Consider the following 21,851-nt stretch of genomic DNA (forward strand, 5'->3'; position numbering starts at 1 on the left):
CTACCCGAGGCAGTAGTGCGGGATGCGCACCGGGTTGCGGCCGTCGACGTACTCGGACCACCAGTGCGGTGCGTGGTCGAAGGTCTGGCGGCAGTGCACGGCGTCGTCCGCCCATTGCGACGGGTCGCTCGAGCCCTCGGCGACTTCTCGCACCTTGGTGAGGTTGATCATGTCGATCGTGAGCTCGGGCTCATGGGAGCTGCTTGCGGAACGGATCGGCATGTCTCCGAGGAGGTCACCGATGAACGCCATGCCGCGAGCGAAGCCGGCGGCGTCTGCCTCGGCCCTCACCTGCTCGAGGTGGTCGACGTCAACGGTCGGCGCCTCCGGCACGGCTCCGCCGACGGTCATGTTCTGCCGGGTGGCGCGGTGCCAGCCGGCGTAGAACGCCGAGATCGCCAGCGGGTAATCTCGGAGGTTCGCGTCGAACGGGACGTGTTCGCCGTTCCGGATGATCTCCACCGACGACTTCCACAACCTCCACGCCTCGCCGGTCGCGCTCAGCTCACCGCCGTCAGCGGGCGGAAGGTCGACGGGCGCTGGCGCCGCGACCATCTTCGTCAGGGTTCGCTCTGCGACTCGGTGCGCGGACGAGATCGTGTCGCTGTGCCATGGGACGGCGATCGTGATCTTCACCTCGTCGCCGACATGGTCGACTGACTTGAGGGTGACTGTGCCGGGTGCGTACTCGTTGAGGACTTCGAGCAGCGCGGCAAGTACTGGCTGCCAAGCTTTCGGGTATGTCGCGATCTGGTCAAACATCATCGGGTCTCCTCGGATTCGTTGCCCGCGAGGCGCCAGTCGCTCTCGCTGTGCAGGACGTCGCGTCGGTACAGCGGCGCGCTGACGTTCGGGACAACCTCGAGGCGCCCCTTCCAGAAGCGGGCATCCTTCTCGGTCTCCGCAACGACGATCTCGTCGCGCTGCGGAGCGTACACACCCCACTGTTCGGTCACGGTGATGCCGAGCACGTCGATGATCGCGGCTCCCCGATGCTGCTCGTGCCACCAGCTGACCGCCGGGATACCGGCTGGCGCAGCGACGTAGTCGGCAGGATCGAGGAGCTTGCCGCAGGAACACACCCACCCGCCGCCGCCCCATGGTCCGTCCGGGAAGACGCCTTCGAGGTACTCGCGTTCGCGGTGCTTGTACAGCTCGGACGCCAGTGTGGTGGTGATGTTGGTCGGGTCGGCCATGGTTGCTCGATCTGTTGTGGGCGGTGTCTCTCGTTTCGATGAGTTCATGCGCGGGAGAGTCCACCCGCCAGGATTCCGTCACGTCGGTCGTCGCGGATACGATCACCCCACGGACAGCGGAGGGAGGCGGCGCCGATGCCGTTGGTCGCGATGGACGGTGAGACGCGCGTCGCCGCGCCGCTCGTCGACGAGGAGCGGTGGGCTTCTCTTCGGGCCTCGTCCGTCGCGCTGCCCTGCGGCGCTCGAGCGGTCCCGAAGGAGAACAGGTACGGGACCAGGTTCTTCGCCCACTGGCCGGGATCACACTGCGACGTCGGCCACAAGCCAGAGTCCCCGGAGCATCTCCGAGCGAAGGAGATCATCGTCCGCGCCGCGATCGCCGCCGGCTGGGACGCCGAACCGGAGATGCCTGGGCCGGACCGCGCCTGGGTGGCGGATGTCCTCGCCTCCCGAGGTGAGCATCGTGTCGCGCTCGAAGTGCAATGGTCTCATCAGACACCGGCGGACTACGTCGCACGCACCGCCCGGTACCGCGCGGACGGGATCGACGCGTACTGGTTCTCCAGGCACCAGGCCACCTGGAAAGAGTGGGACCTTCACGTCCCGGTGTTCAGCCTCACAGCCGTCGACGGGGTGTTCACCGCCTCCCCGAAACTCGAGGTGCCGCACGCGGTCGGCGAACGCGAGCTCGGTGCGATGGTGACCGCGCTGCTTCGTGCCTACCCGAGAAGGTGGCGGCCGCACAGCGACGGGGCACCCGGCGTCGCCATCGAATGGGTGTGGCAGAAATGCTGGTCGTGCGCCGGCTGGTCGCAGATCTGGCATGTCGCCGACCAGAAGGCGATCCGCTGCCAGGACTGCCACCACACTTCCGTCCTCAACGACCGGTGGTCCGGGTTCAGCTTCCTCGATCCGTACGAGTACGACACGGACCGGATCTTCCCCGCTGAGATGCCAGCCGAAGGGTCTCCGGACGTGCAGGCTGCGGTCACCTCGCTGCAGAAACGGGCGGCGTTCACCTTCCGACGAACGAAGCAGGCAGCAACCACCCACTACGGGTTCGCTTGCCCCTCCTGCCGGGCGCCGTTCGGGAACATGTACGTCCGCGAGGAACGATCGAGATCGTGGACTGAAGAGCAGATGATCATCGCCCCAGCACCGGCAGAGTCCCCGGCGGCATTCGGGACCGGCGGGCACTGGTGCAACCCGCCGACCGGCTGATCACACTCCGGCGAGCAGCCGATCCAGCTCCGCCTCGACCTCATCCGGGTAGCGCGCTGCGACGATCTGCTGCGCTTCGACTCGAAGCTTTTCGATCTTGGCTGCACGCCTCTCGTCAGCTCGCTGCTGAGTTCGCTCATCGTACGCGGCGACCGTCACCCAGCCAGCGCGCCGCCGCCAGTATGAAACGATGCCGACCTCCGCAGCCTTCTCCTCTCGGCTCGAAGGCTGGCTGACCTTCATAATGACGCCGTCGTCGACGAGCTCGGCGATCGCCTTCTCCGCCTTCGACACTGCGAAGTGCTCGCGCATCCATGCGCCGGCAGACCGGCCGCCGCCGCCACGGTTCGTGCGTCCGTAGACCGGGTCGAACCCGATGACGTACTTGCAGATGTCGGCGATACCGACCGGGTTCAACGCGCTGCCGCCCTCCGCTTCGAGGTCTGCGATGATGTCGCGGATCTCCTCGGCGGTCACCTCGAGCGGTGCCGGGACGAACGCTTCGATCGAGCTCGACGGGTACACCGACCAGCGGGCGTCAATGGTGACTCCGGCGACGATCGCTTCGAACTGGAAGCCGCGCCCGCTCTTTACTCGGCCGACCGGTCCGACGAAGGTGCGACGCCCGCCGGGGCTGACAGCCCGGACTGCTCGTCCGACCTTTACTTCGCTGAGCAACTCTTCCCGAAGGAACGGTCGGTCGATGTGATTCGTTGCGGGGATGGTCTGCGTCATGTCTCGACCATGCGCGGACGGCTACGCTGCGATCGTCGCCGGGGACCGGTTCTCTTCGACGGCGCGGAGCAGTGCGTTAGCCCGGGTGTTGGACGGGGCGATGGTGCTTCGCTCTACGTCGATCTGGAACAGGGCGACGCCGGCCAGGTCGGCGACCTGCGCTGACGGCGGGACGACCCGACCGTCGGTGAAGATCACAGCGATCTGCTCCAGCTTCCTGGCTTCTTCAGCGAGCAGGTGGACGTCAGCGGAGTGGACTTCCGCTCGCCGTAGTCCGATTCTGGCGATCCCGGCGAGAGCTCCGGACTCAGCGTGGAACGCTGAACGAGGGCCTGCGGGAACCGCGTCGATCGCTCCGAGGTAGCGCAGCCACTTCGCGGTGTACTGCCTGAGCTCGGCGATATCGGCAGGGAACCTGATCGGTGCTGGCGCCGGGTACCGGGGCCGCATGGTCTCCTCCTCGGTGACGAACTCGCCGCGGTCATGCCGGCGGAAGATCTCATGCCAGGCCGCAGTGATCGCTTGGAGTTCCAACGAAAGGGTTCGCCGCTGATGCGCCCGTGCGGTCACCACGGCACGGAGGACGAACCAGGCGACGTAAGCGAGGAGCAAAACAACTGTGACGGCGACGAGTGCTTGAACCAGCCCGTTGCCCGGCAGGGCCGCCGACACAGAAACGGCCATCGCGACAAAGGTGAGCGAGAACGCCAGCGTGGCGGAGATGAGCCGCCGTGCGAGCTTCCGGTCCCCGGTCAGCGCCTTCAGCGGTTCTGCGACAGCCTGACGGATAGTCTCCTCGGTGACTTCGTCGGAGAACCCGAGTGGGACTTGACGTCCTGCGTGACGGCCGATTCGGTCGACTTCCGGGGAGAGTTCTTTTGACAGCACTCCGGAACCGTATGCGTCATAGCGGTGACTTGCACCAGCCGACGTTCAGGATCGGAGGGAGTTGACCTTCCGCGCCACCGCCGTCGGGTCTGACGCGTACAGGCCGGAGTTCAGCATCGAGTTGAACTCGACGATGAGCGGACCGTTCTCCCCGATGGCGACGTCGAGCACGTACCGGGTCAGGTTGACGCCGGGGCCCGCCTTGATCTCGTCCGCGATGTGCTGCCCGAAGTAGACGAGCTCGTCGACGATGTCGGGACGGTCTTCAATGGGGGAGTGGAGCGCGCGGTTCTTCCTCACTGCGTTGTTGAACGGCCGGCAGGTCGCGTCAATCGGGGTGTGCTCTTCGATCGCGCCGGCACCGGTCACGACTTGACCGTCGACGACGAACAGCCGGTACTCGTACTCCATCGTCACGTGCTGCTGCACGAGGAACGCCCTCGGGGCGCCGAGCATGTGGAACGCGATGTCCATGATCGCGTCGTCGACGAACCGCTGGGCGTCGTCAGGGCCTGAGATCTCGTTGAACCAGATGCCCTTCTTCGACTGGACCGTCTTCACGACGATCTTCCCGCCGTCCGCGACGAGGTCGCGGATCGCGTCGACCATCTCGAAACCCGCCCCTTCGAGGCCGACGCCAGCGAGGTGGAGCCTCCGGCCGGCGTTCTGCTGGAACACGTTCCAGTGCGGGTACCGGTCGACGTCGAGCTCGACCTGCAACGGGTGGAACCCCGGCGTGATCACAGCCATGTTGAGGGAGTTCGACGACTGGACACCCCACGGCTGCCAACCGGCGCCGGGCTTCTTGACCTCACCGGTGGCGAGGTTCTTCGCTTCACCGCGACGGTGCAGCCACACGTTCTCGAGCCCCGCAGCCGCGATCGCCGCGTCGAGCCGTGTGGCGTCCTCGAAGAAGTCCTCGTAATCGCCCGCACCAGGGGTCGCGAATGCCGGGTCCACGTGAGCGGCCATGAGGGCACGAAGCTGCTGTTCACGCGCGCCGGCCTCGTCGTCTGTACGGCGAACCGGCGGGCTCTCAAGCGGCCGCTGGGTGACGAGCCATTGAGTCGGCTCCGCGTCGGCGGCGGTAGTACGGTCGATCGCGATGTCGGTCGAGAGCATGGTGTCCAATCAGATGCGGATGTTCCAGCAACCCATGCGCGGCCATACTCCGTTCGCGCCCGCGCATGGGTGAGACGACAAGACACCCGAAGGAGACACCATGCCCGAGATCTACGAACCGTCCGACGCCGCCGTCGCCGCGTACCCGTACCTGGAGTCCGCCCCTCGAGGCCTCGTTCTCGTGTTCCAGGAGGTCTTCGACCGCGGCGCCGCCGAGGGCCACAAGGTCCCCGCCGAGGAGGCGTTCCCCGACGGCTCCGGGCAGATCATGATCCTTCTCGCGTACCGCGAAGCTTACGAGAAGGGCGCCGCTCACGCCGCCCGCGAGGCGCAGCGTGGCTGAACGCTCCTGCCTGCAGTGCGGCGAGACGCCCGCATCGCTGAAGCTGAACGACATCGACATCTGCGGCATCGCCGGCGGGTACGAGTACGTCGAGCTCCGCGAGCTGTGGCCGCGCCACCGTTGGGCGGACTGGAAAGACTCCGAGCTCGCCAAGTTCGGCGTGAAGCCTGAGGCGTACGACAAGTATCGACGAGCCTCGCTGTTCGACCTCGAGTACGTCGACTGTGCCGACCTGATCACGGGTTGCATCCGGATCGTCACTAAGGCAGACGTCGAACTCTTCGACCTGAAGATCGGCACGTGCATCGGGTGCGGCAACGTCGCACCGTCGGCCGAGGAGGTGCCTGTTGGAGCGTGACTGGGAACTCGAACGGCGCTTCGCTGCCACCGTCCGCACTCTCCACGACGCCGGCGGATCTGCCTCGGAGCAGGAGACCGTCCGGCTTGTCGCCCGCGAACTCGGGATTTCAGTTTCGGAGATGCCGTTCGTCGTGAACTCCGCGATCGCCGAAGGCATCGTCATCCGCGACACCGACCGGAACATGCTCTGGCTCCCCCAAGCAGCAGCGCGCGACGATCAGTTCCGCCGCGACGGCATCTCCGGGTGGGAGCCGACGAAGAAGCAGCGCCGCCAACTGAAAACTGCGGCGTTGCATCTCCACCGAGCGCGGGCGGCGATCGACCGAGCCGACATCCCGCAAGCCCGACCGTACGGCCTCGACCAGGACCTCTTGGCGTTCTATCAAGCGAAGGAGGCGATCGAGGAGGGCGAGGGCCTTCTCCTCGGTGGGACCATGCTGATGGACGGGGAACTCGCACCACGAGCAGACCTCGTGTTGAACGCCGACGACTTCATGTGGCCGACATCCATCCCGCGCATGTTGCGGACTGAATCCGACGACACCTCTCGACGCTGAAGGAACCTATGCCCAGGAACACCCGAGTCTCCGGCCACGGACTGGCCGCTGAAGGCGCCGCGCACGACGACGTCGGCAACCGAACCCACAGCGGCACGTCCGGTGAAGGCCGAGCCCTGTGCTCCTGCGGCGAGCTGTCCGACATCCTCGCGACCGGAGGCGCCAGGAAGCGCTGGCACGCCGACCACAAGCAGGCAGCTGCAGCTCAGGCGGATGCAGCCCGCGAAGGGCGATTCCTCGCCGGCGCCGCAGACGAGGGCACCGTCGCAGGCCGCGTCGAGATCCCGGACACCACGACCGAGCTGTTCGCCGAGGCGCGCCGCATCGCCGACCAGATCATCGGGTGGGCGCCCCGGCTCATGGAAGTCTCCGCTGACGGCTCGGAGCTCGCGATCCCGGACGAGGACTCCGACGTCCAGTACGTCCTCGCGAGCAGCAAGTACGACGACCTCGAGATCCCCGACGGCGGCGCGTTCCTCCGCACCGTCGCCGACATGATGCGGATCTTCCCCGTCCTCGTCGACCTCGCCGGAGCCGAGGAGACGAAGATCGGCACCCTCCCCACTGGGTCGCCGACCATCACCGTCCCCACCCCGTACATCCCGTTCCCCGGAGGCCGCAGCCAGGGCTCGTTCCTCCGCCGCGCAGCGCAGAACATCGTCGACGGGTACCCGGTCGGCGGATCGAACGTCACCGCGGCCGTCGTGAAGCTCCTCCAGGACGCCGGCGACGAACTCGACCGCCCCGCGCATGGAGGTCCCGACCAAGATCACTGACCCCGGGGAGGACCCATGTTCGCATCCGAGCTCGCCGCCCGCTTCATCGAAGCGCTCGAAGGCGAGAACAAGGAGCACGGGCTCCTCTCGCAGGCGGAGATCATCCGCATCCATCGCGCCGCTGCGGAAACGCTCGGCGAGAACGGTGAGGTGTACGGGCGTGAGTACGCGCTCGAGTACACCACCCCGTCCGGTGCCGTCATCCGGTTCGCCGACGAGGAAGCGAACGGGGCCGACCTCACCATCCCGATCGTTCAGCGGGCTGCAGAGCGGAGAATGCAGAAGGCCGCTGATCGAGGGAACCACGGGCACCCCGAGCCGATCTTCTTCGTCGCGTCCCGCGTCGCCTCCGACTGGCGCCGGATCACGGACAGCGGCCACCGGGTTGCCGACGCGGTGTCGGCGGTGCAGGCATGATCGGGTTCGAACAGGGTCCGAAGGGGATCATCCTCCGCCTCACCGAAGCTGTCGCCGCTGAGGCCGGTCATGCTGAACCTCGCGTCGCCGCCGAGCCAGCCGAGATCGCACCCAGGCCGGTCGCGCCGCACGAGACGCTCACCGGCCCGCAGAAGGTGCTGCTCGAGCGCGCCCGCCAGGCGGCCTCGGCCGGGAAGGTGCAGCACATGATCACCGGCGCTCAGCACCGTGTCGCTGCAGGCCTCGAGGTGGCCGGGTACATCACGGTGCACAACAGCTTCTTCACCCTCACTGAAGCCGGGGCTTCGGCGCCGGAGTACATCGAGCCACATGCGTCAGCCGTGGTTAGCCTGCCTCAGCTCACCGCCTCGCAGCGGAAGCTTCTGGCAACGATCGCGAACTCCGCGAACCCGCACTACCTGGTGAAGCACGAGAACAGCACGGCGGTGCCGCTCCGACGGCTCGGGCTGATCGAGGTCAGCCGCCGCACTGCGACGATCACCGACGCCGGCAAGGCGCTCCTGTGATCAGCCCGCGACTTTTCCGCGCATGACCCTTCCGGACAGAAGGAGTCAGCCTCGATGACGAACACCGAGCAGGCAGTCGCAGACGCGCCCCGCAAGGTCACCGGCGAATGGTGGGTGAAGCCCCTCCGCGGCCGCGGGTACGCCCGGCGTCCGCACTTCTACGCGAACGGCTCCGACGTCTCGTTCTGCCTCTACGACCGGCGAGGCGAGAACGATCTCCAGTGGAACCCGGAGACGGGGCTGACGGTAACCGATGACCCTCGCCTCGGTGAGCCGCAGTACCGCCGCGGATGCGGGGTCTGCAAGCACGACCTCGCCCACACGATCGGGCGAACCGAGAGCCGCCGGGCTCCGCTCGAACCGTACCCGGCTGGGTAACCACCTGCCTGCACGAACCTCGCCGCATGGCTTTCACATGTCGGCCCGCACCATCGCCTGAAACCAGTCTGGATCTCCTCACATGCTCAGAACCCGTCGCGTCCGTACCCTCGGGATCACCACACTGCTCGTCGCCTGCATCGCCACTGGGGTGATCTCCGCTCCAGCACAGGCATCCCCGTACCCGTCTTGGAGCGACGTCGAAGCCGCGAAGTCGAACACCGCGGCGGCCGCCGCGAAGGTGGCGGAGCTCGAGAAGGTCCTCGCCGACCTTCAAGCGAAAGCGGACATCGCGAAGGCGCACGCTGACGAAGCCGCCGAGGTCGTCACCGCCGCGCAGGACGAGCTCGACAAGGCGACCGTCCGCTCCGAAGGTCTCGACGCCCAGTCGAAGACCGCGCAGAAGGAAGCGGACGACGCAGCCAACGGCGCCGCGCAGATCGCCGCGCAGCAGTACCGAGGTTCGCAGGGCGCGGACACGACGGTGCAACTCTGGGCGGCTGACGCTGACAGCGCCGAGAACCTCCTCGCAGGTCTCGGACGGATGGAGAAGATCTCCGAACTGTCCGTGTCGATCCTCGAGAAGGCCTCCGAGACGAGCCGTGCCTCGAAGTCGCTGACCGACCAGGCGAAGGTCGCCGAGAAGGAGCGGAAGAAGCTCCAGGAGGCCGCCCAGAAGAAGTTCGACGAGGCCGCCGCCATCCAGGCGGAAGCGGACCGTCTCGTCGCCGAGCAGGAAGCCCAGTCCGAGAAGCTCGAAGCGCAGCTCGCGTTCCTGAAGGACACTGAGGCGAAGACCGCGGCCGACTACGAAGCCGGTGTCGCCGCAGCCGAGGAGGCACGCCGTCGTGCCGCCGAGGAGGAAGAGCGCCGCCGACAGGAAGGTCAGAACAACGGCGGCGGCGGTGGAAGCAACCCGCCGGCATCCTCAGGATGGTCGAAGCCCGCGTACGGCCCGAACACTGACGGTTACGGCCCTCGACCCATCATCTGCGGCAGCGACGGATGCTCGAGCGGTTTCCACCGCGGCTTCGACATCGGTTCCGGCTGTGACGCGCCCGTCTACGCCGCCAACGGCGGCACGGTCGTCTGGGCCGGTGGCCTCGGCACCTACGGCAACTTCGTCAAGATCGACCACGGCGGCGGCATCATGACCGGCTACGCCCACAACCGCTGGGGCGGCCTGCTCGTCGACGTCGGCCAGCAAGTCAGCTCCGGCCAGCAGGTCGCCTGGTCGGGAACGACCGGTGCGTCCACCGGCTGCCACGTGCATTTCGAGGTGTTCGAGTGGGGCTCGCGGATCGATCCGTACCCGTTCATGGGCGCACGAGGGGTGTGGCTCGGTTGAGCGTGATGACCGCCGAGACAATCCGCGACGCACTCGAGGAAGCCGGCATCCCCGAGCAGGAAGCTGCACGCCTGGCAGCTCGCCCCCAACTCACCCAGCCGTTCGGGCGCCGGTACCATCCGGTCACCGAGCGGACGGTCGCCAGGTACGTCCAGTACTGGAGATCGGGCAGTCTCCTCCCGTTCTCGGTGTGGGCGATCTCCTACGACCGCGGCGCCCGACTCGCCCGAGACATCGAATCCCGCGGGGACGTGTTTCGCCGCATGTCCTGACGGTGTGAAGCCCAGAACCGCACTCATCGCAGCGCTCATCGCTGCAGCTGCGGTCGGCGCTGCCGTCTACGCAGCGTCCAGGCATCCGTCGACGAAGCACGGCATGGTGACCGTGAAAGCGATCGAGGACCGGAACGGGGTCCGCCGCTACCGTCTCGACGTGAAGCAGAACAAGAAGGCCGGGTGGCGGTTCGTGTCCGAAGCGACGTTCCAGAAGACGAACGTCGGCGACGAGGTCTAGCCCCGCGGCGGCTTCTTCGGCTGGCGAGTCTCCACACCCTTGTACGGGCCTTCCGACTTCTTCGACGACAGATAGTTCCCCGAACCGTCGAACTTGTCGAACCGGTTCGTGCGAGGGTTCTCCTGCTGGTACCGGCCGGTCACCATGCCCTTTCGGCCGCCCTCGCCAGTGTTCTTCGCCAAGCTTGCCTCCCGCAGCTCCGTGACTTGTTCCAGAAAAATCTATCTGCTGACCGAATGCCGGCGCCCGCCCTGGATCACCCCAAGTCGGGGGCTTTCCGGGGCGGGCGCCGGCAGGTCAACACCTCGAGCGATGACTACCCGAGGTCGGGTCCGTCGCTCTCGATTGCCGGCGGGCCCTTGAGCTCCTGCCACAGCATCAGCTGCTCTTCGTACTCCGAGTCCGGCGCAACGTCCAGGAACGGTTCGTACTGCTCACGGCTCACGCCCATCGGGATCCTCTCAGAGTGGTGGTCGTTCGTCACCGTATCCGCTTCTGACTATCGGTTGGAAAATCAGTCGTCGTCTGGCAGGTCTTCGAACGCCGACATGTCGAACCCGTCCGCTCCGGGCTCCATGAGCTCGATCCCGGGGTCCGGGATATCCGGGTCGATGAGCCGCAACGCCTCGATGTACGGCTCCGTGTAGAAGATCGCGATGTCCAGCGCCAGCTCGGTGTCCGGCTGGTGCACCACGGTGAGCCGCAGCCGACTGGCCTCGGCTTCCGTGATCGCCGGCGCCGCGTACTCGAACTCCTGCTGGTCGTCCTCCAAGCGGAGCTGTTGGAGCTTCCGCACCTGCTCGGCCTGGTGCATCGTCGCGCGAGCAAGCAGCTCGTACGGGCCGTCCACTCGTGCGGCGTGCTCGTACCAACGGGAGAACCGCGGCTTCTCCGGGTACTCGATCGCCGGTCCTGCGATCCGGTGAAGGACTCGTCGATCCTCTGGGGACGGCTGGAAGAAGTACCGGATCTCCGGGTCGTGCTTCTCCTCGGTGTGCGAATAGTCCACCCGGACGTGGTACCCGCCGATCCAGTGCGCCTCCGGGTTCCCGTCACCGTCGTACCAGCGGGTCTCGAGCGCCCCTCTCGGGTTCACGTGCGCTTGCGCGCGGACGAGGCCGTGCTCGTCGACCCAGTTCAGGTACCCGGACTTCGTCATCCCGGTGAACTCGAGCGTCACGCTCGGCGGCATGTCCGGAGCGGGGATGTGGATGCCGTACAGCCACACCTCGCGTCGCTCGCCGCGCTCCACGGCGTACCCGTCCGCGCGGTGCAGCATGCAGTCACGCCAGAACGACAGCCCGTCCGCGTGTCGGCGGCGCTCATCCCAACCGCCGGTCTCGTGGTAGGTGTGCTGGGGTAGACGTTCGATGCGGGGTCGGGTCATGTGGTGGGGTCCTAAGTCGTTTGGTCGATGATGTTCTGGGCCCGCTGCTCGGAAGTGTTCATCATCCCTGCCAGTTCCGATGCGCTGATCGGGTCGTTCGCTTCAGCCCGGTCTCGGACCATCTGCGACGCTTCGGTTCGGCTCAAACTTTGCACAGGCGTCACCGTGTTGGGGATTTTCTTCGACTGCCGCGGGGTTGGCGTCGAAGGTCGAGCAGTGCTGGACATTCGTCCATGCGCGGGCACCGGCTCCTCGGCCGCTGGAATCGTGACGGCAGGGATCATCAGCGCCGGCTGAACGGTGGCCGGTGACTCAGCGACCGCCTGCATTGGCGCCGGTTCCGCGGCCACCAGAACCTGCGCCGTGCGCGGTTCAGCGGCCGCAACCGCCTGCCGAGGCTTCGGGCCGGGGGAGAGCATCAGCACCAGCAGATGGGTGGACAGCAGCAGACCGATCGCCGGGACGGCGCCGACGATGAAGATCTCCCCGTCCGTCGGGGTGGCGCCGGTCGCGTGGATGCCGTTCGCCCAGATCGACAACGCACCGAACAGGATCAGCACCGCCCACGGGTACCACGCCACCTTTGGTCGTCGCGCGTGCAGGATGAACGCCGCGAACGTCGACACGAGGATCGTGCCGTCCACCACGATCGGCCACCCGAAGGCGACGTCCTCTCGGATGCGTGCCGCGATCGCCAGGTCGACCTGCGACTGGAACGAGAGGACGAACGCGAAGCCGATGATCACCACCACGGTGACCGCGACCGGCCAGAGCAGCCAGCGGGACATCGCGTTCAGAATCTGGCCGTTGTCGTTCGGGTTTTCGCGGGGTTCGAAGCTCATGCACTGAAGACATGCGGCCACCCGGAAAGTTGCCGCATGTCCTCTACGAGCGACCCCGCCCAACCGCAAACGAAGGACAGCAAGCATGACCGCAGCTTCCATCCGCCCCGTCACCCTCACCGTCCCCGTGCAGCTGCGCGGCCAGCTCGACCCGGACTCCGCCGTCGTCGAAGTCGACCTGGTCCTCGCCGGCCGTCAGGGGCAGGAGGAGCTCGAAGCCGAGATCGCCGGCCTCCGAGACTCGCTCGATGAGTTGCTCAGCGAAACCGGTCTCGGCTGGGAGCTGATCGACGAGACCGGGGCAGATCAGTACATCGTCCGCGCCCCCGGCATCGCCCGGCTGAAGTTCATCGCCGCCGGCCACGTCGACGCCGTCTACTACGCCCTCCGCGCCACCGGGTTCCTCGACTCTGGCGACCTGGTCGTCGACGACATCCTGAACGCATCCGGGACCGACCCGCTCGACACCGCCGCCCCGAACCTCGGGGTCACGGTCGCCGAATGGGAGATCCAGCTCGCCGCCACCCCGGCTTCCGACCCGCAGCGGAACGCGATCCGCCGCGCAGCAGCGCAGATCGCCGAGGAGGTCGCCGCCGGCTGGGCAGAGATCGTCGGCACTGAACCGTTCCGTATCACCGAGCTCGTCGAACATGTCGCGGAGGATGACAGCATCGCCGCTCGAGGCGAGGACGCCGAGTCGCTCCTGTCCATGTTCGACGTGCCGGTCGAGTTCAACCTGCTCGTCGACGTGACGTTCGAAGCTCAGCCCGCACCGGTCCGTGAGGCAGGTGCAGCGCACCTCACCGCGGTGGAGCCGACCGAGGCCGCCTGACCGGCGGCCCGGTCAGGGGCGGTCGCCCTCCAGCATCTCCTTCACGAAGCTGTCGAACTCTGCGTCAGCGACCGGCTTGCGAGGCTTGGGCCCCGCAACAAGCCGAACGAGCACGCCTGTCCCGACGATGAGGACCACCGGCGCGGCGATCATGATGAGGAGCTCCATGGGCCACCTTCCTTGTCACCGCGTTCATGCGCGGCGCACCGGGACGAAACCCTGAAAGATGTCGAGCACCGATAGGATCCGAACCGAATGAGCGCAGCGTCAACCCTGTACGAGGTGCTCGGCGTGCCTTCGGACGCCTCCGAGCAGGACATCGTCTACGCGTACCGGACCCTGATCCGGCGGAACCATCCGGACATCGTCGGCCCTGCCGGCGCGGACGCGACTGCGCAGATCAACGAAGCGTTCGACGTGCTCCGCGACCCGGTGTCGCGACGCGAGTACGACCGCGCCATCCCGGGCGCATCGCCGGGCACCACGGAAGAGAGCGCCCCGGAACCGGCGCCGAGCTGGACGCCGGAACCTGCACCTGCAGCGCCGCGCAGGAATGTCCGGCCGCCGGCTCCTCCTCGAACGTTCTGGCAGCGGGAGTTCACGAGCGGGTCGATCGCCAGGATCCTCTTCGCCGCAGCCGCCCTCGCCACGGCAGCCGGAGTGCTCGCGATCTCGTTCGCCCTCACCGCCGGCTCGTTCACGAGCCCTGAGCTCGAGCCGTTCGTCGGCGAGACCGACCTGCTCGTCGCGGCTCTCGGCGCTGCAGCGGCCCTCGCGTACATCCTCACCCGAGGTCTCGGGTGGCGGAAGGCGTACCTGCTGTTCTGCATCCCCGGAGCGGTCCTCCTCATCGGCCTGCTCCGAGTCGAGTTCACCTGGGTCGGCGCCATCTTCACCGCGGCCGCCGTCGGGCTCGTGTTCACCAGCAAGGCGCTCATGTCCTCCTGGCGGAAGCACGCCCGGTTCACCGAAGGTGCCATCCTCCACGACGAGCTCTACGACGTCGTCCACCGGTTCGGCCGCGGCCCGTTCTTCGTGAAAGCCACCGACGCGGACATCGCGATCGTCGAAGACCTGAACGACGGCACCCTCCGCCAGATCAAAGGATGGGGCCGCGCACAGGTGGACACCTGGGTGGTGCTGAACACCGACGACCTCATCGTCTACTCAGCCCCGTGGTACGTCTACGAGGCGAACGCCTGGCGGGAAGCCCGCGAAGCGAAGGCCTCCCGCCGCGAGACCCGGAAGGCGGCACGATGAACGGCACCAAGCTCGGGCTCATCTGGGCGCAGACCCTCGAAGGAGTCATCGGCGCCGGCGGCGGGCTCCCGTGGCATCTTCCGGAAGACCTCGCTCACTTCAAAGCTGTGACCGCCGGGCGCCCAGTCATCATGGGCCGGCGCACGTGGGAGTCGCTGCCGGCCAGGTCCCGACCGCTGCCCGGCCGGACGAACATCGTAATCACCCGAAGGGCAAGCTGGGCGGCCTACGGCGCTGCTCGAGCTGCGTCGCTCGAGGAAGCCATCACGCTCACCGCTGGCACCCCCGAAGTGTGGGTGATCGGCGGCGGTCAGGTGTACGCCGAAGCCATCCACCTCGCCGACGAAGTCGCGATCACCACCGTCGACTCCCGAACACCCGGCGACACCCGTGCACCCGAACTCGACGGACGCTGGCAGCTCACCAGCATCGACCCGGCGTTCGGCGACTGGCACACCTCCGCCACCGGGATCCGTTACAGGTTCGACAGGTGGGCCCGCCGATGAGCCTCCACCGGATCCAGACCGGGAAGGTCGCGAAGCTCCTCCCCTTCGCCCACATGCTCCATGGCTCCGTCGTGAAGTTCACAACGTTCGGCTGGTCGGAACGGCACGCGCGCCGCCGCGCGGAACGACGGCAGGCACGGCAGATCGGCACCCGCAGCTAGAAGCGGCGGCGCCCGCGCATGGTCAGCACATGACCATGATGATGACCGATGAGACGCTGCGCCTGACCGGCGAGCAGCACGACGCCGTCCAGATGTACCTCAGCGGCCAGAACTTCAGCATCAAGGCGCTGGCCGGCACGGGTAAGACGACGACGCTCCGGTCGATCGCCGGCATGCACCCCCGCCGCAGAGGCCTCTACCTCGCGTTCAACAAGTCGGTGCAGCGCGAAGCAGAGAAGAAGTTCGAAGACACGAGAGTCGACTGCCGCACCGCGCACGCGCTCGCGTTCCCCGGGTACGGACGTCCCCGCATGGACCGGCTCCGACTCCGAACGAACAACACCGAGAAGGCCCGCATCCTCGAGATGGGTCGTGTCGACATCAACGGTTACGGCCGTGTCCACAAGTTCGCTCCGGCCACCTTCATGAAGGTCGTCACCTCAACCGTCGACAAGTTCGCAACTGTCGCCGACACGGAGATCACCACGGCACTCGTCACGATCCCGGAGAAGCTCCGCCAGAAGTTCGTCCTCTCCGAGGCTGCGCTGAAGAAGATCGGGTCCGACAAGATCGAGCTCGAGCTCGCCCGCGAGGCCGAGGACAACGCAGCCGACGAGTTCACCGAGAAGGTCGTCGAATGGGCGAAGATCTACTGGGCCGACGTCACCTCACTCGACGGCGTGCTTCCCGTCAGCCACCAGCACTACCTGAAGCTGTTCGCGCTCGACCGCCCACAACTCCGGTACGAGTACATCCTCTTCGACGAGGCGCAGGACGCCGACGAGCTCATGCTCGACGTCGTTAAGTCACAGGAGAACTGCCAGCTGATCGCGGTCGGCGACAGCAACCAGGCGATCTACGGTTGGCGCGGGGCCGTGGACGCCCTCGACAAGTTCGAGGGCCAGTCCACGACGCTCACCCAGTCCTTCCGCTTCGGACCGGAGATCGCCGAGTTCGCGAACGTCTACCTGGAGGTGCTCGGCTCCGAACTCCGTGTCCAGGGCACCCCGGGACGCAAGTCCTCGGTCTTCACCGACCACCACTCCTACCAGGTGCCGAACGCGATCATCTGCCGCTCCAACGCCGGCTGCATGATGGAGATCCTCGAGAACCTCAAGGCCGGCCGTTCCGTCGGCATCATCGGCGAGCGGAAGGCGGAGGAGCTGCGCTCGCTCGCTCAGGCTGCAGTCGACCTCGAGCAGAAGGGGTTCAGCCTCCACCCCGACATCGTCGCAAGCGGGTTCGAGAAGTGGGATGACATCGTGAAGGCTGCGCAGCAGGAAGCCGACGACGGTGACCCGTCGGAGCTCCTGATGATGATCGGGCTCATCGCCCGACTCGGCGCCGAGTCGATCATCGCCGCGATCGACTCCACGGTGCCGATCGAGGAGGCGGACGTCGCAGTCGGCACCGCTCACACCGCGAAGGGCGGTGAGTGGTGGCACGTCCGCATCGGCAATGACTTCCGCGAGCCCGGCATCGACTCCGACACGGGTGAGCAGAAGGCAATCCGCCGCGAGGAGCTGCGCCTCCTGTACGTCGCCGTCACCCGCGCGCAGCGCCACCTGGACGCGATGTCGGTCGCGTGGATCATGAACTACGGCGGCGAAGTCATCGACTGACCCGCCCAGAACTGGGGCCAGCAGGGTTTCCCGCTGGCCCCAGTTGCTCCGATACGCTCCGGATCATGTCTGCCCGAACAGCGTCCTTCGCCCTGCTCGCCGCCGTTGCGCTCCTCATGTCTGGTTGCGCGATGTCCGCAGGCGCCGACGAGGCGAACACCATCTCCGGTGACGCGGAAGCGTGCGAACAGATATCAGCCGCGGTGGATCGGATCAACGGTGCTGGGATCTCGAGCTCCGCTGAGATCTCCGAAGCGGAGGGGAGTCTGTTCGCTCCCCTTGCAAGGGTTGCGAACATGGCTGCCCGAACCGGCATCTGGGAGGGCGACACCTCCGGCGGCGCAACCACCGCGGAGGTCGTCGACGCAGCTGCGAAGGTTGCAGCACCATCTGTCGGGGCGGCTGCCATCAACGACGGTGTCACCGACAAGGACCGCACCGTCTACGAGGTCTGGGCGGTGTCCGAGGGCCTCCATGAGCTCGCGGAAGCGTGCGCTGCAGTCGGTGAGGAGATGTCCGTTACCGCGTTCGTCTTCCCGACCCCACCCGCTGAAGGCCAGGAGCCGGCACCCGCACCGGAGCCGGCCGCGCCCGAGGCCCCGAGCATCCTCCCTGGCTTCAAAGACGCCGGCAACGGGCTCGCGTACAAGTTCGTCGACGACGCCCAATGCGACTACCTGTCATGCGTGCAGGTGGAGCTGTACGCGTACGGCGACTGCCCGACTTCCGTGTACCTGGAAGGCAGCACCATCGACGGCGCCGGCACCGTGTACGGGATGACGAACGACCTCCTCGGCCCGCTCCGCTCCGGCGACACTGCGATCGCGACGCTGACGATCGTCGACGACGCAGCGACCGGGGTGCGGCTGAACGAAATCACCTGCATCTAGGGGAGTTCAGCGAAATCTGCTAGATTGCATATGCGTTGCATATGAGTGGGAGGCAGACAATGGCAGCACACACGATCGGATTCGCGGTCGCCGATGAGGACCGCCCCCAGCTCGACCTTCTGGTCGCCAAGTTCGGCGACGGGAACCGCTCCGAGTTCCTTCGCGTGGCGATGCGCCGCATGCAGCGTGAGCTGTTCGCAGAGCGGATGCAGGACATCCAGCGCCGCGGACGAGACTCGGCCGGCGGCCGCGTCTACAGCGAGGACGAAGTCCGCGAACTGGTCCGCTCCGCATCACACCAGGCGGTCGCACACTGACCGCCATCGTCTTCGACGTCCACGTCTACATCAACGCGGCGATCGGCCCCGACTCCGAATACCCCCTGATCAAAGAGGTGCCGCCGAGCACGAGCAACGCATCTGCGGACTGCCTGTCGATCGCGTTCGACGGCGACTACGAGCTCTACATCTCACCGCACATCATCAAGAACATCAGCAGGGTTCTCGGTGCGGTCGGATGGAGCGAAGCCCAGGTCAAGGAGTACCTCGAGTTCATCGCTGAAGTCGTCAGCTACTCGGGCGGCGCCGTCATCGATCCGCCGCGCGTCGCGCACAGCTCACGAGACCACGAAGACAACCTCATCTTGGACTTGGTGGCCGAAGTGGAAGCGGACGTGCTCGTATCAGACGACACCGACCTCACCCCGCTCAGCCCGTGGCGCGCAACGCCGATCCTTCGCCCGCACCAGTTCGTCGAACGTGTGGTCCGCGAACGCCGAACACGGCACTGACCGCCCGCGCATGGGTGCTCCGACACGAAGGAGCAACCATGACCAACACCGCCGTTCTCGAGAAGCCCGCCGCTGCGACCCGCGAGGTCGTCCTGCCGTTCACGCAGAAGCTCCTCGACGGGCTGTTCGCCGTCTCGCTTCACAGCTCGGACGAGCCCGTCCTGAACCACGTCGAGGTCACCTCGCGGCACTTCACCGCGACGAACCGTCACACGATCGGCCGCTACGAGCACACGACGGCCGCTGAGTGGCTGCACCTTCACGGCACCGAGTTCCCGGCCGCCGGCGACGCGTCGAAGAACCCTGACGGCGTGGCCGTGCTCGTCCCTCGCACGGTCGTCAACGAGCTCGTGAAGCTCACCGCGAAGAAGCTCAACATCGTCGACCTCAAGCTCCTCCATGCCAACCAGGACCTCGAGCACTTCCCGTACACGGTGACCTTCACCGACATGTCCGTCGTTGTCCGCCGCGGGATGGCGGGAGACATCCTCTGGGAGCATGGGTACAAGCGCTTCTCGTTGAACTACCCTCCGGCCTGGAAGCTGATGACGGTGACGGAGGAAACGCTGGACGAGCCGGTCTCGTTCAACCCCGAGTACATCGCCATCTTCGCCCGCGGCGCCGCGAAGGTGAACGAGAAGAACGAGCCGATGACGTTCCGCGGCACCACCCGTGACGGGAAGCAGGGCCCGACCCTGATCACGTTCGGCAAGGACCGCGACCAGGCAGGAGAGGTCATCAGGTTCAAGGGGCTCGTCCAGCCGTTCAAGGAGCGCCGGTAGGGACGTCCGCTCGATGGTGGCCGCGCATGTTCACTCCGACACCGACAGAAGGAACCTCATGACGGACACCGACCACACCGACGATCTGCTTCACGTGAACGGCGTGCACGCCGCCGTCCGGCTCGTCCACTCGCAGAAGCTCGAGCCCGGAAGCCCGCATCTTGCGGGCCAGACCCCGCCCACCCATCAGCAGATCTCGGCGACCCTCCACGCGCTTGCCGACCACACTCTGAACGGGCACATGCTCCGCACCGCCGAGCAACTCGGGGCCGACCGGGCAGGGCTCGGGCCTGACTGGGCGGCAACCACCGGTCTCGGTCGGTACCTGCAGCAGATGGGCGACCGTCTCGACGCCGGATACCAGCCCGACGGCCAGGATCAGCCTACGTCGCTCGAGCGCGAGAACGCGCGACTCCGCGACGACCAGCTCGAAACGATCACCGTCCTCTCCGAGCTCCTCGTCGAAATCACTGGCCGGACGTTCACGTCCACCGGCAGTGCCCGGAGCATGGCGGAGACCGTCCGCCGCGAAGTCCTCCGAAAAGCAGCCGAATAGCGCCGTTTCCGCGCATGTCGTCTCTGTGAAGACGACTACAGCCCGGAAACCCTCCCTCGCGGAGGTGAACCCTGCCCTTGCCGCCGAATGGCACGAGCAGTTGAACGCCCCGCTTCTCGCATCGGACCTCTTGCCGATGTCGGGGGTGAAGGTGTGGTGGCGCTGCGCGAAAGGCCATGCCTGGATCGCGAAGGTGTCCCGCCGGTCTCAGGGTTCCGGATGCCCGGTCTGCGCCGGGAAGCAGGTGTCCCCGGGCGTGAACGACCTCGCTACCCGGTTCCCCGCCGTCGCCGCGGAATGGCACCACGAACTGAACGGTGGACTCACTGCGCAGGACGTGTTCGCGACGTCGAAGAAGTCGGCGTGGTGGCAGTGCGGTCACGGACATGAATGGGATGCCGTGATCGCCGAACGCACTCTCGGCGGTGTCGGCTGCCAAGTGTGCGCCGGCCGCCGCCCGATCGCAGGGGTCGACGATCTCGCGACCACTCACCCTGCCCTGGCCGCCGAATGGGGTGTGCAGCGCGCGGGCGCCTCTGGCCCCGACCAGGTGTTCGCGACGTCCCGCGCGTACGTCAACTGGCGATGCGCTGAAGGGCACGAATGGCGGGCCGTGATCCTGTCCCGGGTGCTCGGCGCCGGATGCCAGGTGTGCTCCGGACGGAAACCTGAGACCGGGTTCAACGACCTCGCCACCTCTCACCCCGCCGTCGCCGCTGAATGGGCAGCCGACCGGAACGGCACCCGCACTCCGGAGACGACGAAGCAGTCTTCGAAGTACCTTGCATGGTGGCGCTGCGCCGACGGACACGCATGGCAGCAGCAGGTCCGCGAACGCACCCGCTGGCAGTCCACTGGCTGCGAGACCTGCGCTCGAGGGATAGAGACGCCGGCGCCGGTTCTCGCACTGCCTACCGCGCGGCCCCGGGTGCACGCGATCGTCGTCGACCGTCGCCGCCGTGTCATCCCCGCCGACCGGCTCACCGCATGGGTGCAAGCCGCGTCCGAAGACCCGTTCAGCGACGAAGCGCTCGCCCTCAGCCCTCGGTTCGCGATGATCGTCACCGGCACCGCAGCTCCGCGCCGCACCGCCGACGGATGGGCGCTCCCGGACCAGCTCAACCCGGCCGACATCATCGTGCGGCACGACCTCGAATGGAAGCCCGCAGCCGAGATCTGGGCCCGCCACCAGGAGGTCACCGCCGCCGCTGCACAGCAGAACGCCGCGGCCGCGACCGACAGCACCGCTGCCGCCGCCTAACCCTCGAAGGAGACCGAACTGCACACCGCGCACATCATCGATCAAGCCGGACGGGAGATCCCCGCAGCCGACCTCGAGAACTGGGTTGCGGAGGCTGCAGACGACCCGTTCGGGTTCGTCGCCCTCCACGCCGCCCCGCGCTCCGCGATCGTCGTCACCGGCACCGCCGAGCTCGTCGACACCTCGCACGGGCTCACGATGCCGGCCGACTACGACTTGCTCGACGTCGTCGTCCACCACGACCTGCAATGGCTGCCACCGAAGGACGTCTGGGCCCGCTACCAGCAGGTGCAGCGGATCGCGTCAGCCATGAACGCCGACGCGTTGGTGCCCGCCTGATGGGCGGCCGCGAACTCGTCGGCCGCCGCGTCCGATGGACGTCCGGGGAGAACACCCTGGTCGCCGAAGCAACCCGATACGACGCCGACGACGACGAGCTGTACCTCGACGTGGAACCGCTCATGCACGCGCACATCTGGGTGCCGGCTCGCATGTGCGAACCGGCCGACTGACAGGGCCCAATCGCTGCGCTCCCCGCGCATGTCTTCACCGACCCAAGAAGACATGACACGAAACGGATG

Annotated in this window: 34 protein-coding genes; 24 read left to right on the forward strand and 10 right to left on the reverse strand. The window is 67.0% G+C overall.

The window, feature by feature from the left end:
• Positions 1–765 (reverse strand): hypothetical protein, encoded by a 765-nt coding sequence (locus ACFVAJ_RS17845; protein WP_376946463.1) that lies wholly within the window; start codon positions 763–765, stop codon positions 1–3.
• Complete coding sequence (locus tag ACFVAJ_RS17850; RefSeq protein ID WP_376946466.1) at positions 762–1,196, reverse strand: hypothetical protein; 435 nt, start codon at positions 1,194–1,196, stop codon at positions 762–764. The genes ACFVAJ_RS17845 and ACFVAJ_RS17850 overlap by 4 nt, the downstream gene beginning before the upstream one ends.
• Before the next feature lie 135 nt (positions 1,197–1,331).
• On the opposite strand from ACFVAJ_RS17850, the gene ACFVAJ_RS17855 reads away from it, so the two are divergent.
• A complete protein-coding gene (locus ACFVAJ_RS17855) occupies positions 1,332–2,417 on the forward strand; it encodes a competence protein CoiA (RefSeq protein WP_376946468.1) in 1,086 nt (361 codons plus the stop codon).
• Here ACFVAJ_RS17855 and ACFVAJ_RS17860 read toward each other — a convergent pair whose 3' ends face one another.
• From ACFVAJ_RS17860 to ACFVAJ_RS17870, 3 genes are read right to left on the reverse strand one after another with little or no spacing between them, the layout of a single operon-like run.
• Positions 2,418–3,152, reverse strand: coding sequence for a hypothetical protein (locus tag ACFVAJ_RS17860; RefSeq protein WP_376946471.1), 735 nt, complete (start codon positions 3,150–3,152; stop codon positions 2,418–2,420). It abuts the gene before it with no gap.
• A gap of 21 nt (positions 3,153–3,173) precedes the next feature.
• A complete protein-coding gene (locus ACFVAJ_RS17865; RefSeq protein WP_376946474.1) occupies positions 3,174–4,040 on the reverse strand; it encodes a hypothetical protein in 867 nt (288 codons plus the stop codon).
• Positions 4,041–4,085: 45 nt separating this feature from the next.
• A complete protein-coding gene (locus tag ACFVAJ_RS17870) occupies positions 4,086–5,012 on the reverse strand; it encodes an ATP-grasp domain-containing protein (RefSeq protein ID WP_376946476.1) in 927 nt (308 codons plus the stop codon).
• Between the two features lie 250 nt (positions 5,013–5,262).
• Here ACFVAJ_RS17870 and ACFVAJ_RS17875 point away from each other — a divergent pair, with 250 nt between their 5' ends.
• From ACFVAJ_RS17875 to ACFVAJ_RS17920, 10 genes are all read left to right on the forward strand, one after another.
• Positions 5,263–5,505 carry a hypothetical protein gene (locus tag ACFVAJ_RS17875; RefSeq protein ID WP_376946478.1) on the forward strand — a complete coding sequence of 81 codons (243 nt, stop codon included), beginning with the start codon at positions 5,263–5,265 and terminating at the stop codon, positions 5,503–5,505.
• Positions 5,498–5,863, forward strand: coding sequence for a hypothetical protein (locus ACFVAJ_RS17880; protein WP_376946480.1), 366 nt, complete (start codon positions 5,498–5,500; stop codon positions 5,861–5,863). The genes ACFVAJ_RS17875 and ACFVAJ_RS17880 overlap by 8 nt, the downstream gene beginning before the upstream one ends.
• A complete protein-coding gene (locus ACFVAJ_RS17885) occupies positions 5,853–6,422 on the forward strand; it encodes a hypothetical protein (RefSeq protein ID WP_376946482.1) in 570 nt (189 codons plus the stop codon). Before ACFVAJ_RS17880 ends, ACFVAJ_RS17885 begins: the two co-directional genes overlap by 11 nt.
• 8 nt (positions 6,423–6,430) lie before the next feature.
• On the forward strand, positions 6,431–7,198 hold the full coding sequence (locus ACFVAJ_RS17890) for a hypothetical protein (protein ID WP_376946484.1): 768 nt from the start codon (positions 6,431–6,433) through the stop codon (positions 7,196–7,198).
• Between the two features lie 15 nt (positions 7,199–7,213).
• Entirely contained in the window at positions 7,214–7,615 is a 402-nt protein-coding gene (locus tag ACFVAJ_RS17895; RefSeq protein WP_376946486.1) for a hypothetical protein, read from the forward strand.
• Positions 7,612–8,142, forward strand: coding sequence for a hypothetical protein (locus ACFVAJ_RS17900; RefSeq protein ID WP_376946488.1), 531 nt, complete (start codon positions 7,612–7,614; stop codon positions 8,140–8,142). Before ACFVAJ_RS17895 ends, ACFVAJ_RS17900 begins: the two co-directional genes overlap by 4 nt.
• Positions 8,143–8,196: 54 nt before the next feature.
• Positions 8,197–8,520 carry a hypothetical protein gene (locus ACFVAJ_RS17905; RefSeq protein ID WP_376946490.1) on the forward strand — a complete coding sequence of 108 codons (324 nt, stop codon included), beginning with the start codon at positions 8,197–8,199 and terminating at the stop codon, positions 8,518–8,520.
• Positions 8,521–8,602: 82 nt separating this feature from the next.
• Complete coding sequence (locus ACFVAJ_RS17910; protein ID WP_376946492.1) at positions 8,603–9,868, forward strand: peptidoglycan DD-metalloendopeptidase family protein; 1,266 nt, start codon at positions 8,603–8,605, stop codon at positions 9,866–9,868.
• A gap of 5 nt (positions 9,869–9,873) precedes the next feature.
• Complete coding sequence (locus ACFVAJ_RS17915) at positions 9,874–10,140, forward strand: hypothetical protein (RefSeq protein ID WP_376946495.1); 267 nt, start codon at positions 9,874–9,876, stop codon at positions 10,138–10,140.
• Positions 10,141–10,144: 4 nt separating this feature from the next.
• Complete coding sequence (locus ACFVAJ_RS17920; RefSeq protein WP_376946497.1) at positions 10,145–10,381, forward strand: hypothetical protein; 237 nt, start codon at positions 10,145–10,147, stop codon at positions 10,379–10,381.
• On the opposite strand, the gene ACFVAJ_RS17925 is transcribed toward ACFVAJ_RS17920, so the two are convergent.
• The 4 genes from ACFVAJ_RS17925 to ACFVAJ_RS17940 form a co-directional block, all read right to left on the reverse strand.
• Positions 10,378–10,563 (reverse strand): hypothetical protein, encoded by a 186-nt coding sequence (locus ACFVAJ_RS17925; RefSeq protein ID WP_376946499.1) that lies wholly within the window; start codon positions 10,561–10,563, stop codon positions 10,378–10,380. The genes ACFVAJ_RS17920 and ACFVAJ_RS17925 overlap by 4 nt on opposite strands.
• Positions 10,564–10,697: 134 nt before the next feature.
• Positions 10,698–10,865, reverse strand: coding sequence for a hypothetical protein (locus tag ACFVAJ_RS17930; protein WP_376946501.1), 168 nt, complete (start codon positions 10,863–10,865; stop codon positions 10,698–10,700).
• Between the two features lie 30 nt (positions 10,866–10,895).
• Positions 10,896–11,768, reverse strand: coding sequence for a hypothetical protein (locus tag ACFVAJ_RS17935; protein WP_376946503.1), 873 nt, complete (start codon positions 11,766–11,768; stop codon positions 10,896–10,898).
• An 11-nt stretch (positions 11,769–11,779) separates the two neighbouring features.
• A complete protein-coding gene (locus ACFVAJ_RS17940) occupies positions 11,780–12,610 on the reverse strand; it encodes a DUF2637 domain-containing protein (RefSeq protein WP_376946505.1) in 831 nt (276 codons plus the stop codon).
• An 85-nt stretch (positions 12,611–12,695) separates the two neighbouring features.
• Between ACFVAJ_RS17940 and ACFVAJ_RS17945 the strand changes: the two genes are divergently transcribed.
• Positions 12,696–13,442, forward strand: a complete 747-nt coding sequence (locus ACFVAJ_RS17945; protein ID WP_376946508.1) for a hypothetical protein — start codon at positions 12,696–12,698, stop codon at positions 13,440–13,442.
• Between the two features lie 12 nt (positions 13,443–13,454).
• Here ACFVAJ_RS17945 and ACFVAJ_RS17950 read toward each other — a convergent pair whose 3' ends face one another.
• The gene (locus ACFVAJ_RS17950; protein WP_376946509.1) at positions 13,455–13,610 is read right to left on the reverse strand and encodes a hypothetical protein; all 156 of its coding nucleotides are present in this window, start codon (positions 13,608–13,610) and stop codon (positions 13,455–13,457) included.
• A gap of 87 nt (positions 13,611–13,697) precedes the next feature.
• On the opposite strand from ACFVAJ_RS17950, the gene ACFVAJ_RS17955 reads away from it, so the two are divergent.
• The 12 genes from ACFVAJ_RS17955 to ACFVAJ_RS18010 all read left to right on the forward strand — a co-directional run bounded on the left by ACFVAJ_RS17955 (position 13,698) and on the right by ACFVAJ_RS18010 (position 21,782).
• Positions 13,698–14,702 (forward strand): J domain-containing protein, encoded by a 1,005-nt coding sequence (locus ACFVAJ_RS17955; RefSeq protein ID WP_376946511.1) that lies wholly within the window; start codon positions 13,698–13,700, stop codon positions 14,700–14,702.
• The gene (locus ACFVAJ_RS17960; protein WP_376946514.1) at positions 14,699–15,208 is read left to right on the forward strand and encodes a dihydrofolate reductase; all 510 of its coding nucleotides are present in this window, start codon (positions 14,699–14,701) and stop codon (positions 15,206–15,208) included. The genes ACFVAJ_RS17955 and ACFVAJ_RS17960 overlap by 4 nt, the downstream gene beginning before the upstream one ends.
• Positions 15,205–15,369 (forward strand): hypothetical protein, encoded by a 165-nt coding sequence (locus ACFVAJ_RS17965; RefSeq protein WP_376946517.1) that lies wholly within the window; start codon positions 15,205–15,207, stop codon positions 15,367–15,369. The genes ACFVAJ_RS17960 and ACFVAJ_RS17965 overlap by 4 nt, the downstream gene beginning before the upstream one ends.
• Positions 15,370–15,398: 29 nt before the next feature.
• Complete coding sequence (locus ACFVAJ_RS17970) at positions 15,399–16,991, forward strand: UvrD-helicase domain-containing protein (protein ID WP_376946519.1); 1,593 nt, start codon at positions 15,399–15,401, stop codon at positions 16,989–16,991.
• A 131-nt stretch (positions 16,992–17,122) separates the two neighbouring features.
• Complete coding sequence (locus tag ACFVAJ_RS17975) at positions 17,123–17,881, forward strand: hypothetical protein (RefSeq protein ID WP_376946522.1); 759 nt, start codon at positions 17,123–17,125, stop codon at positions 17,879–17,881.
• A 59-nt stretch (positions 17,882–17,940) separates the two neighbouring features.
• The gene (locus tag ACFVAJ_RS17980) at positions 17,941–18,198 is read left to right on the forward strand and encodes a hypothetical protein (RefSeq protein ID WP_376946524.1); all 258 of its coding nucleotides are present in this window, start codon (positions 17,941–17,943) and stop codon (positions 18,196–18,198) included.
• 5 nt (positions 18,199–18,203) lie between these two features.
• Positions 18,204–18,671 carry a putative toxin-antitoxin system toxin component, PIN family gene (locus tag ACFVAJ_RS17985; protein WP_376947063.1) on the forward strand — a complete coding sequence of 156 codons (468 nt, stop codon included), beginning with the start codon at positions 18,204–18,206 and terminating at the stop codon, positions 18,669–18,671.
• A 38-nt stretch (positions 18,672–18,709) separates the two neighbouring features.
• On the forward strand, positions 18,710–19,453 hold the full coding sequence (locus tag ACFVAJ_RS17990; RefSeq protein ID WP_376946526.1) for a hypothetical protein: 744 nt from the start codon (positions 18,710–18,712) through the stop codon (positions 19,451–19,453).
• Positions 19,454–19,511: 58 nt separating this feature from the next.
• Positions 19,512–20,009 carry a hypothetical protein gene (locus tag ACFVAJ_RS17995; protein WP_376946528.1) on the forward strand — a complete coding sequence of 166 codons (498 nt, stop codon included), beginning with the start codon at positions 19,512–19,514 and terminating at the stop codon, positions 20,007–20,009.
• Positions 19,951–21,270: a zinc-ribbon domain-containing protein gene (locus tag ACFVAJ_RS18000; RefSeq protein WP_376946530.1), complete on the forward strand. Its 1,320-nt coding sequence runs from the start codon at positions 19,951–19,953 to the stop codon at positions 21,268–21,270. The genes ACFVAJ_RS17995 and ACFVAJ_RS18000 overlap by 59 nt, the downstream gene beginning before the upstream one ends.
• Positions 21,271–21,468: 198 nt before the next feature.
• Positions 21,469–21,609: a hypothetical protein gene (locus ACFVAJ_RS18005; RefSeq protein ID WP_376946533.1), complete on the forward strand. Its 141-nt coding sequence runs from the start codon at positions 21,469–21,471 to the stop codon at positions 21,607–21,609.
• The gene (locus ACFVAJ_RS18010) at positions 21,609–21,782 is read left to right on the forward strand and encodes a hypothetical protein (protein ID WP_376946536.1); all 174 of its coding nucleotides are present in this window, start codon (positions 21,609–21,611) and stop codon (positions 21,780–21,782) included. The genes ACFVAJ_RS18005 and ACFVAJ_RS18010 overlap by 1 nt, the downstream gene beginning before the upstream one ends.
• The last annotated feature ends 69 nt before the right edge of the window (positions 21,783–21,851 follow it).

The organism is Agromyces sp. NPDC057679, from assembly GCF_042799635.1.
In the GTDB taxonomy this organism is placed as follows: domain Bacteria; phylum Actinomycetota; class Actinomycetes; order Actinomycetales; family Microbacteriaceae; genus Agromyces.

Bases quoted from the DNA above. Each gene is read 5' to 3' on its own strand.
- ACFVAJ_RS17845 (WP_376946463.1), bottom strand. From the start codon at position 765: ATGATGTTTGACCAGATCGCGACATACCCGAAAGCTTGGCAGCCAGTA.
- ACFVAJ_RS17850 (WP_376946466.1), bottom strand. From the start codon at position 1,196: ATGGCCGACCCGACCAACATCACCACCACACTGGCGTCCGAGCTGTAC.
- ACFVAJ_RS17855 (WP_376946468.1), top strand. From the start codon at position 1,332: ATGCCGTTGGTCGCGATGGACGGTGAGACGCGCGTCGCCGCGCCGCTC.
- ACFVAJ_RS17860 (WP_376946471.1), bottom strand. From the start codon at position 3,152: ATGACGCAGACCATCCCCGCAACGAATCACATCGACCGACCGTTCCTT.
- ACFVAJ_RS17870 (WP_376946476.1), bottom strand. From the start codon at position 5,012: ATGGCCGCTCACGTGGACCCGGCATTCGCGACCCCTGGTGCGGGCGAT.
- ACFVAJ_RS17875 (WP_376946478.1), top strand. From the start codon at position 5,263: ATGCCCGAGATCTACGAACCGTCCGACGCCGCCGTCGCCGCGTACCCG.
- ACFVAJ_RS17890 (WP_376946484.1), top strand. From the start codon at position 6,431: ATGCCCAGGAACACCCGAGTCTCCGGCCACGGACTGGCCGCTGAAGGC.
- ACFVAJ_RS17895 (WP_376946486.1), top strand. From the start codon at position 7,214: ATGTTCGCATCCGAGCTCGCCGCCCGCTTCATCGAAGCGCTCGAAGGC.
- ACFVAJ_RS17900 (WP_376946488.1), top strand. From the start codon at position 7,612: ATGATCGGGTTCGAACAGGGTCCGAAGGGGATCATCCTCCGCCTCACC.
- ACFVAJ_RS17905 (WP_376946490.1), top strand. From the start codon at position 8,197: ATGACGAACACCGAGCAGGCAGTCGCAGACGCGCCCCGCAAGGTCACC.
- ACFVAJ_RS17910 (WP_376946492.1), top strand. From the start codon at position 8,603: ATGCTCAGAACCCGTCGCGTCCGTACCCTCGGGATCACCACACTGCTC.
- ACFVAJ_RS17915 (WP_376946495.1), top strand. From the start codon at position 9,874: ATGACCGCCGAGACAATCCGCGACGCACTCGAGGAAGCCGGCATCCCC.
- ACFVAJ_RS17935 (WP_376946503.1), bottom strand. From the start codon at position 11,768: ATGACCCGACCCCGCATCGAACGTCTACCCCAGCACACCTACCACGAG.
- ACFVAJ_RS17940 (WP_376946505.1), bottom strand. From the start codon at position 12,610: ATGAGCTTCGAACCCCGCGAAAACCCGAACGACAACGGCCAGATTCTG.
- ACFVAJ_RS17945 (WP_376946508.1), top strand. From the start codon at position 12,696: ATGACCGCAGCTTCCATCCGCCCCGTCACCCTCACCGTCCCCGTGCAG.
- ACFVAJ_RS17950 (WP_376946509.1), bottom strand. From the start codon at position 13,610: ATGGAGCTCCTCATCATGATCGCCGCGCCGGTGGTCCTCATCGTCGGG.
- ACFVAJ_RS17955 (WP_376946511.1), top strand. From the start codon at position 13,698: ATGAGCGCAGCGTCAACCCTGTACGAGGTGCTCGGCGTGCCTTCGGAC.
- ACFVAJ_RS17960 (WP_376946514.1), top strand. From the start codon at position 14,699: ATGAACGGCACCAAGCTCGGGCTCATCTGGGCGCAGACCCTCGAAGGA.
- ACFVAJ_RS17965 (WP_376946517.1), top strand. From the start codon at position 15,205: ATGAGCCTCCACCGGATCCAGACCGGGAAGGTCGCGAAGCTCCTCCCC.
- ACFVAJ_RS17970 (WP_376946519.1), top strand. From the start codon at position 15,399: ATGACCATGATGATGACCGATGAGACGCTGCGCCTGACCGGCGAGCAG.
- ACFVAJ_RS17975 (WP_376946522.1), top strand. From the start codon at position 17,123: ATGTCCGCAGGCGCCGACGAGGCGAACACCATCTCCGGTGACGCGGAA.
- ACFVAJ_RS17980 (WP_376946524.1), top strand. From the start codon at position 17,941: ATGGCAGCACACACGATCGGATTCGCGGTCGCCGATGAGGACCGCCCC.
- ACFVAJ_RS17990 (WP_376946526.1), top strand. From the start codon at position 18,710: ATGACCAACACCGCCGTTCTCGAGAAGCCCGCCGCTGCGACCCGCGAG.
- ACFVAJ_RS17995 (WP_376946528.1), top strand. From the start codon at position 19,512: ATGACGGACACCGACCACACCGACGATCTGCTTCACGTGAACGGCGTG.
- ACFVAJ_RS18005 (WP_376946533.1), top strand. From the start codon at position 21,469: ATGCCGGCCGACTACGACTTGCTCGACGTCGTCGTCCACCACGACCTG.
- ACFVAJ_RS18010 (WP_376946536.1), top strand. From the start codon at position 21,609: ATGGGCGGCCGCGAACTCGTCGGCCGCCGCGTCCGATGGACGTCCGGG.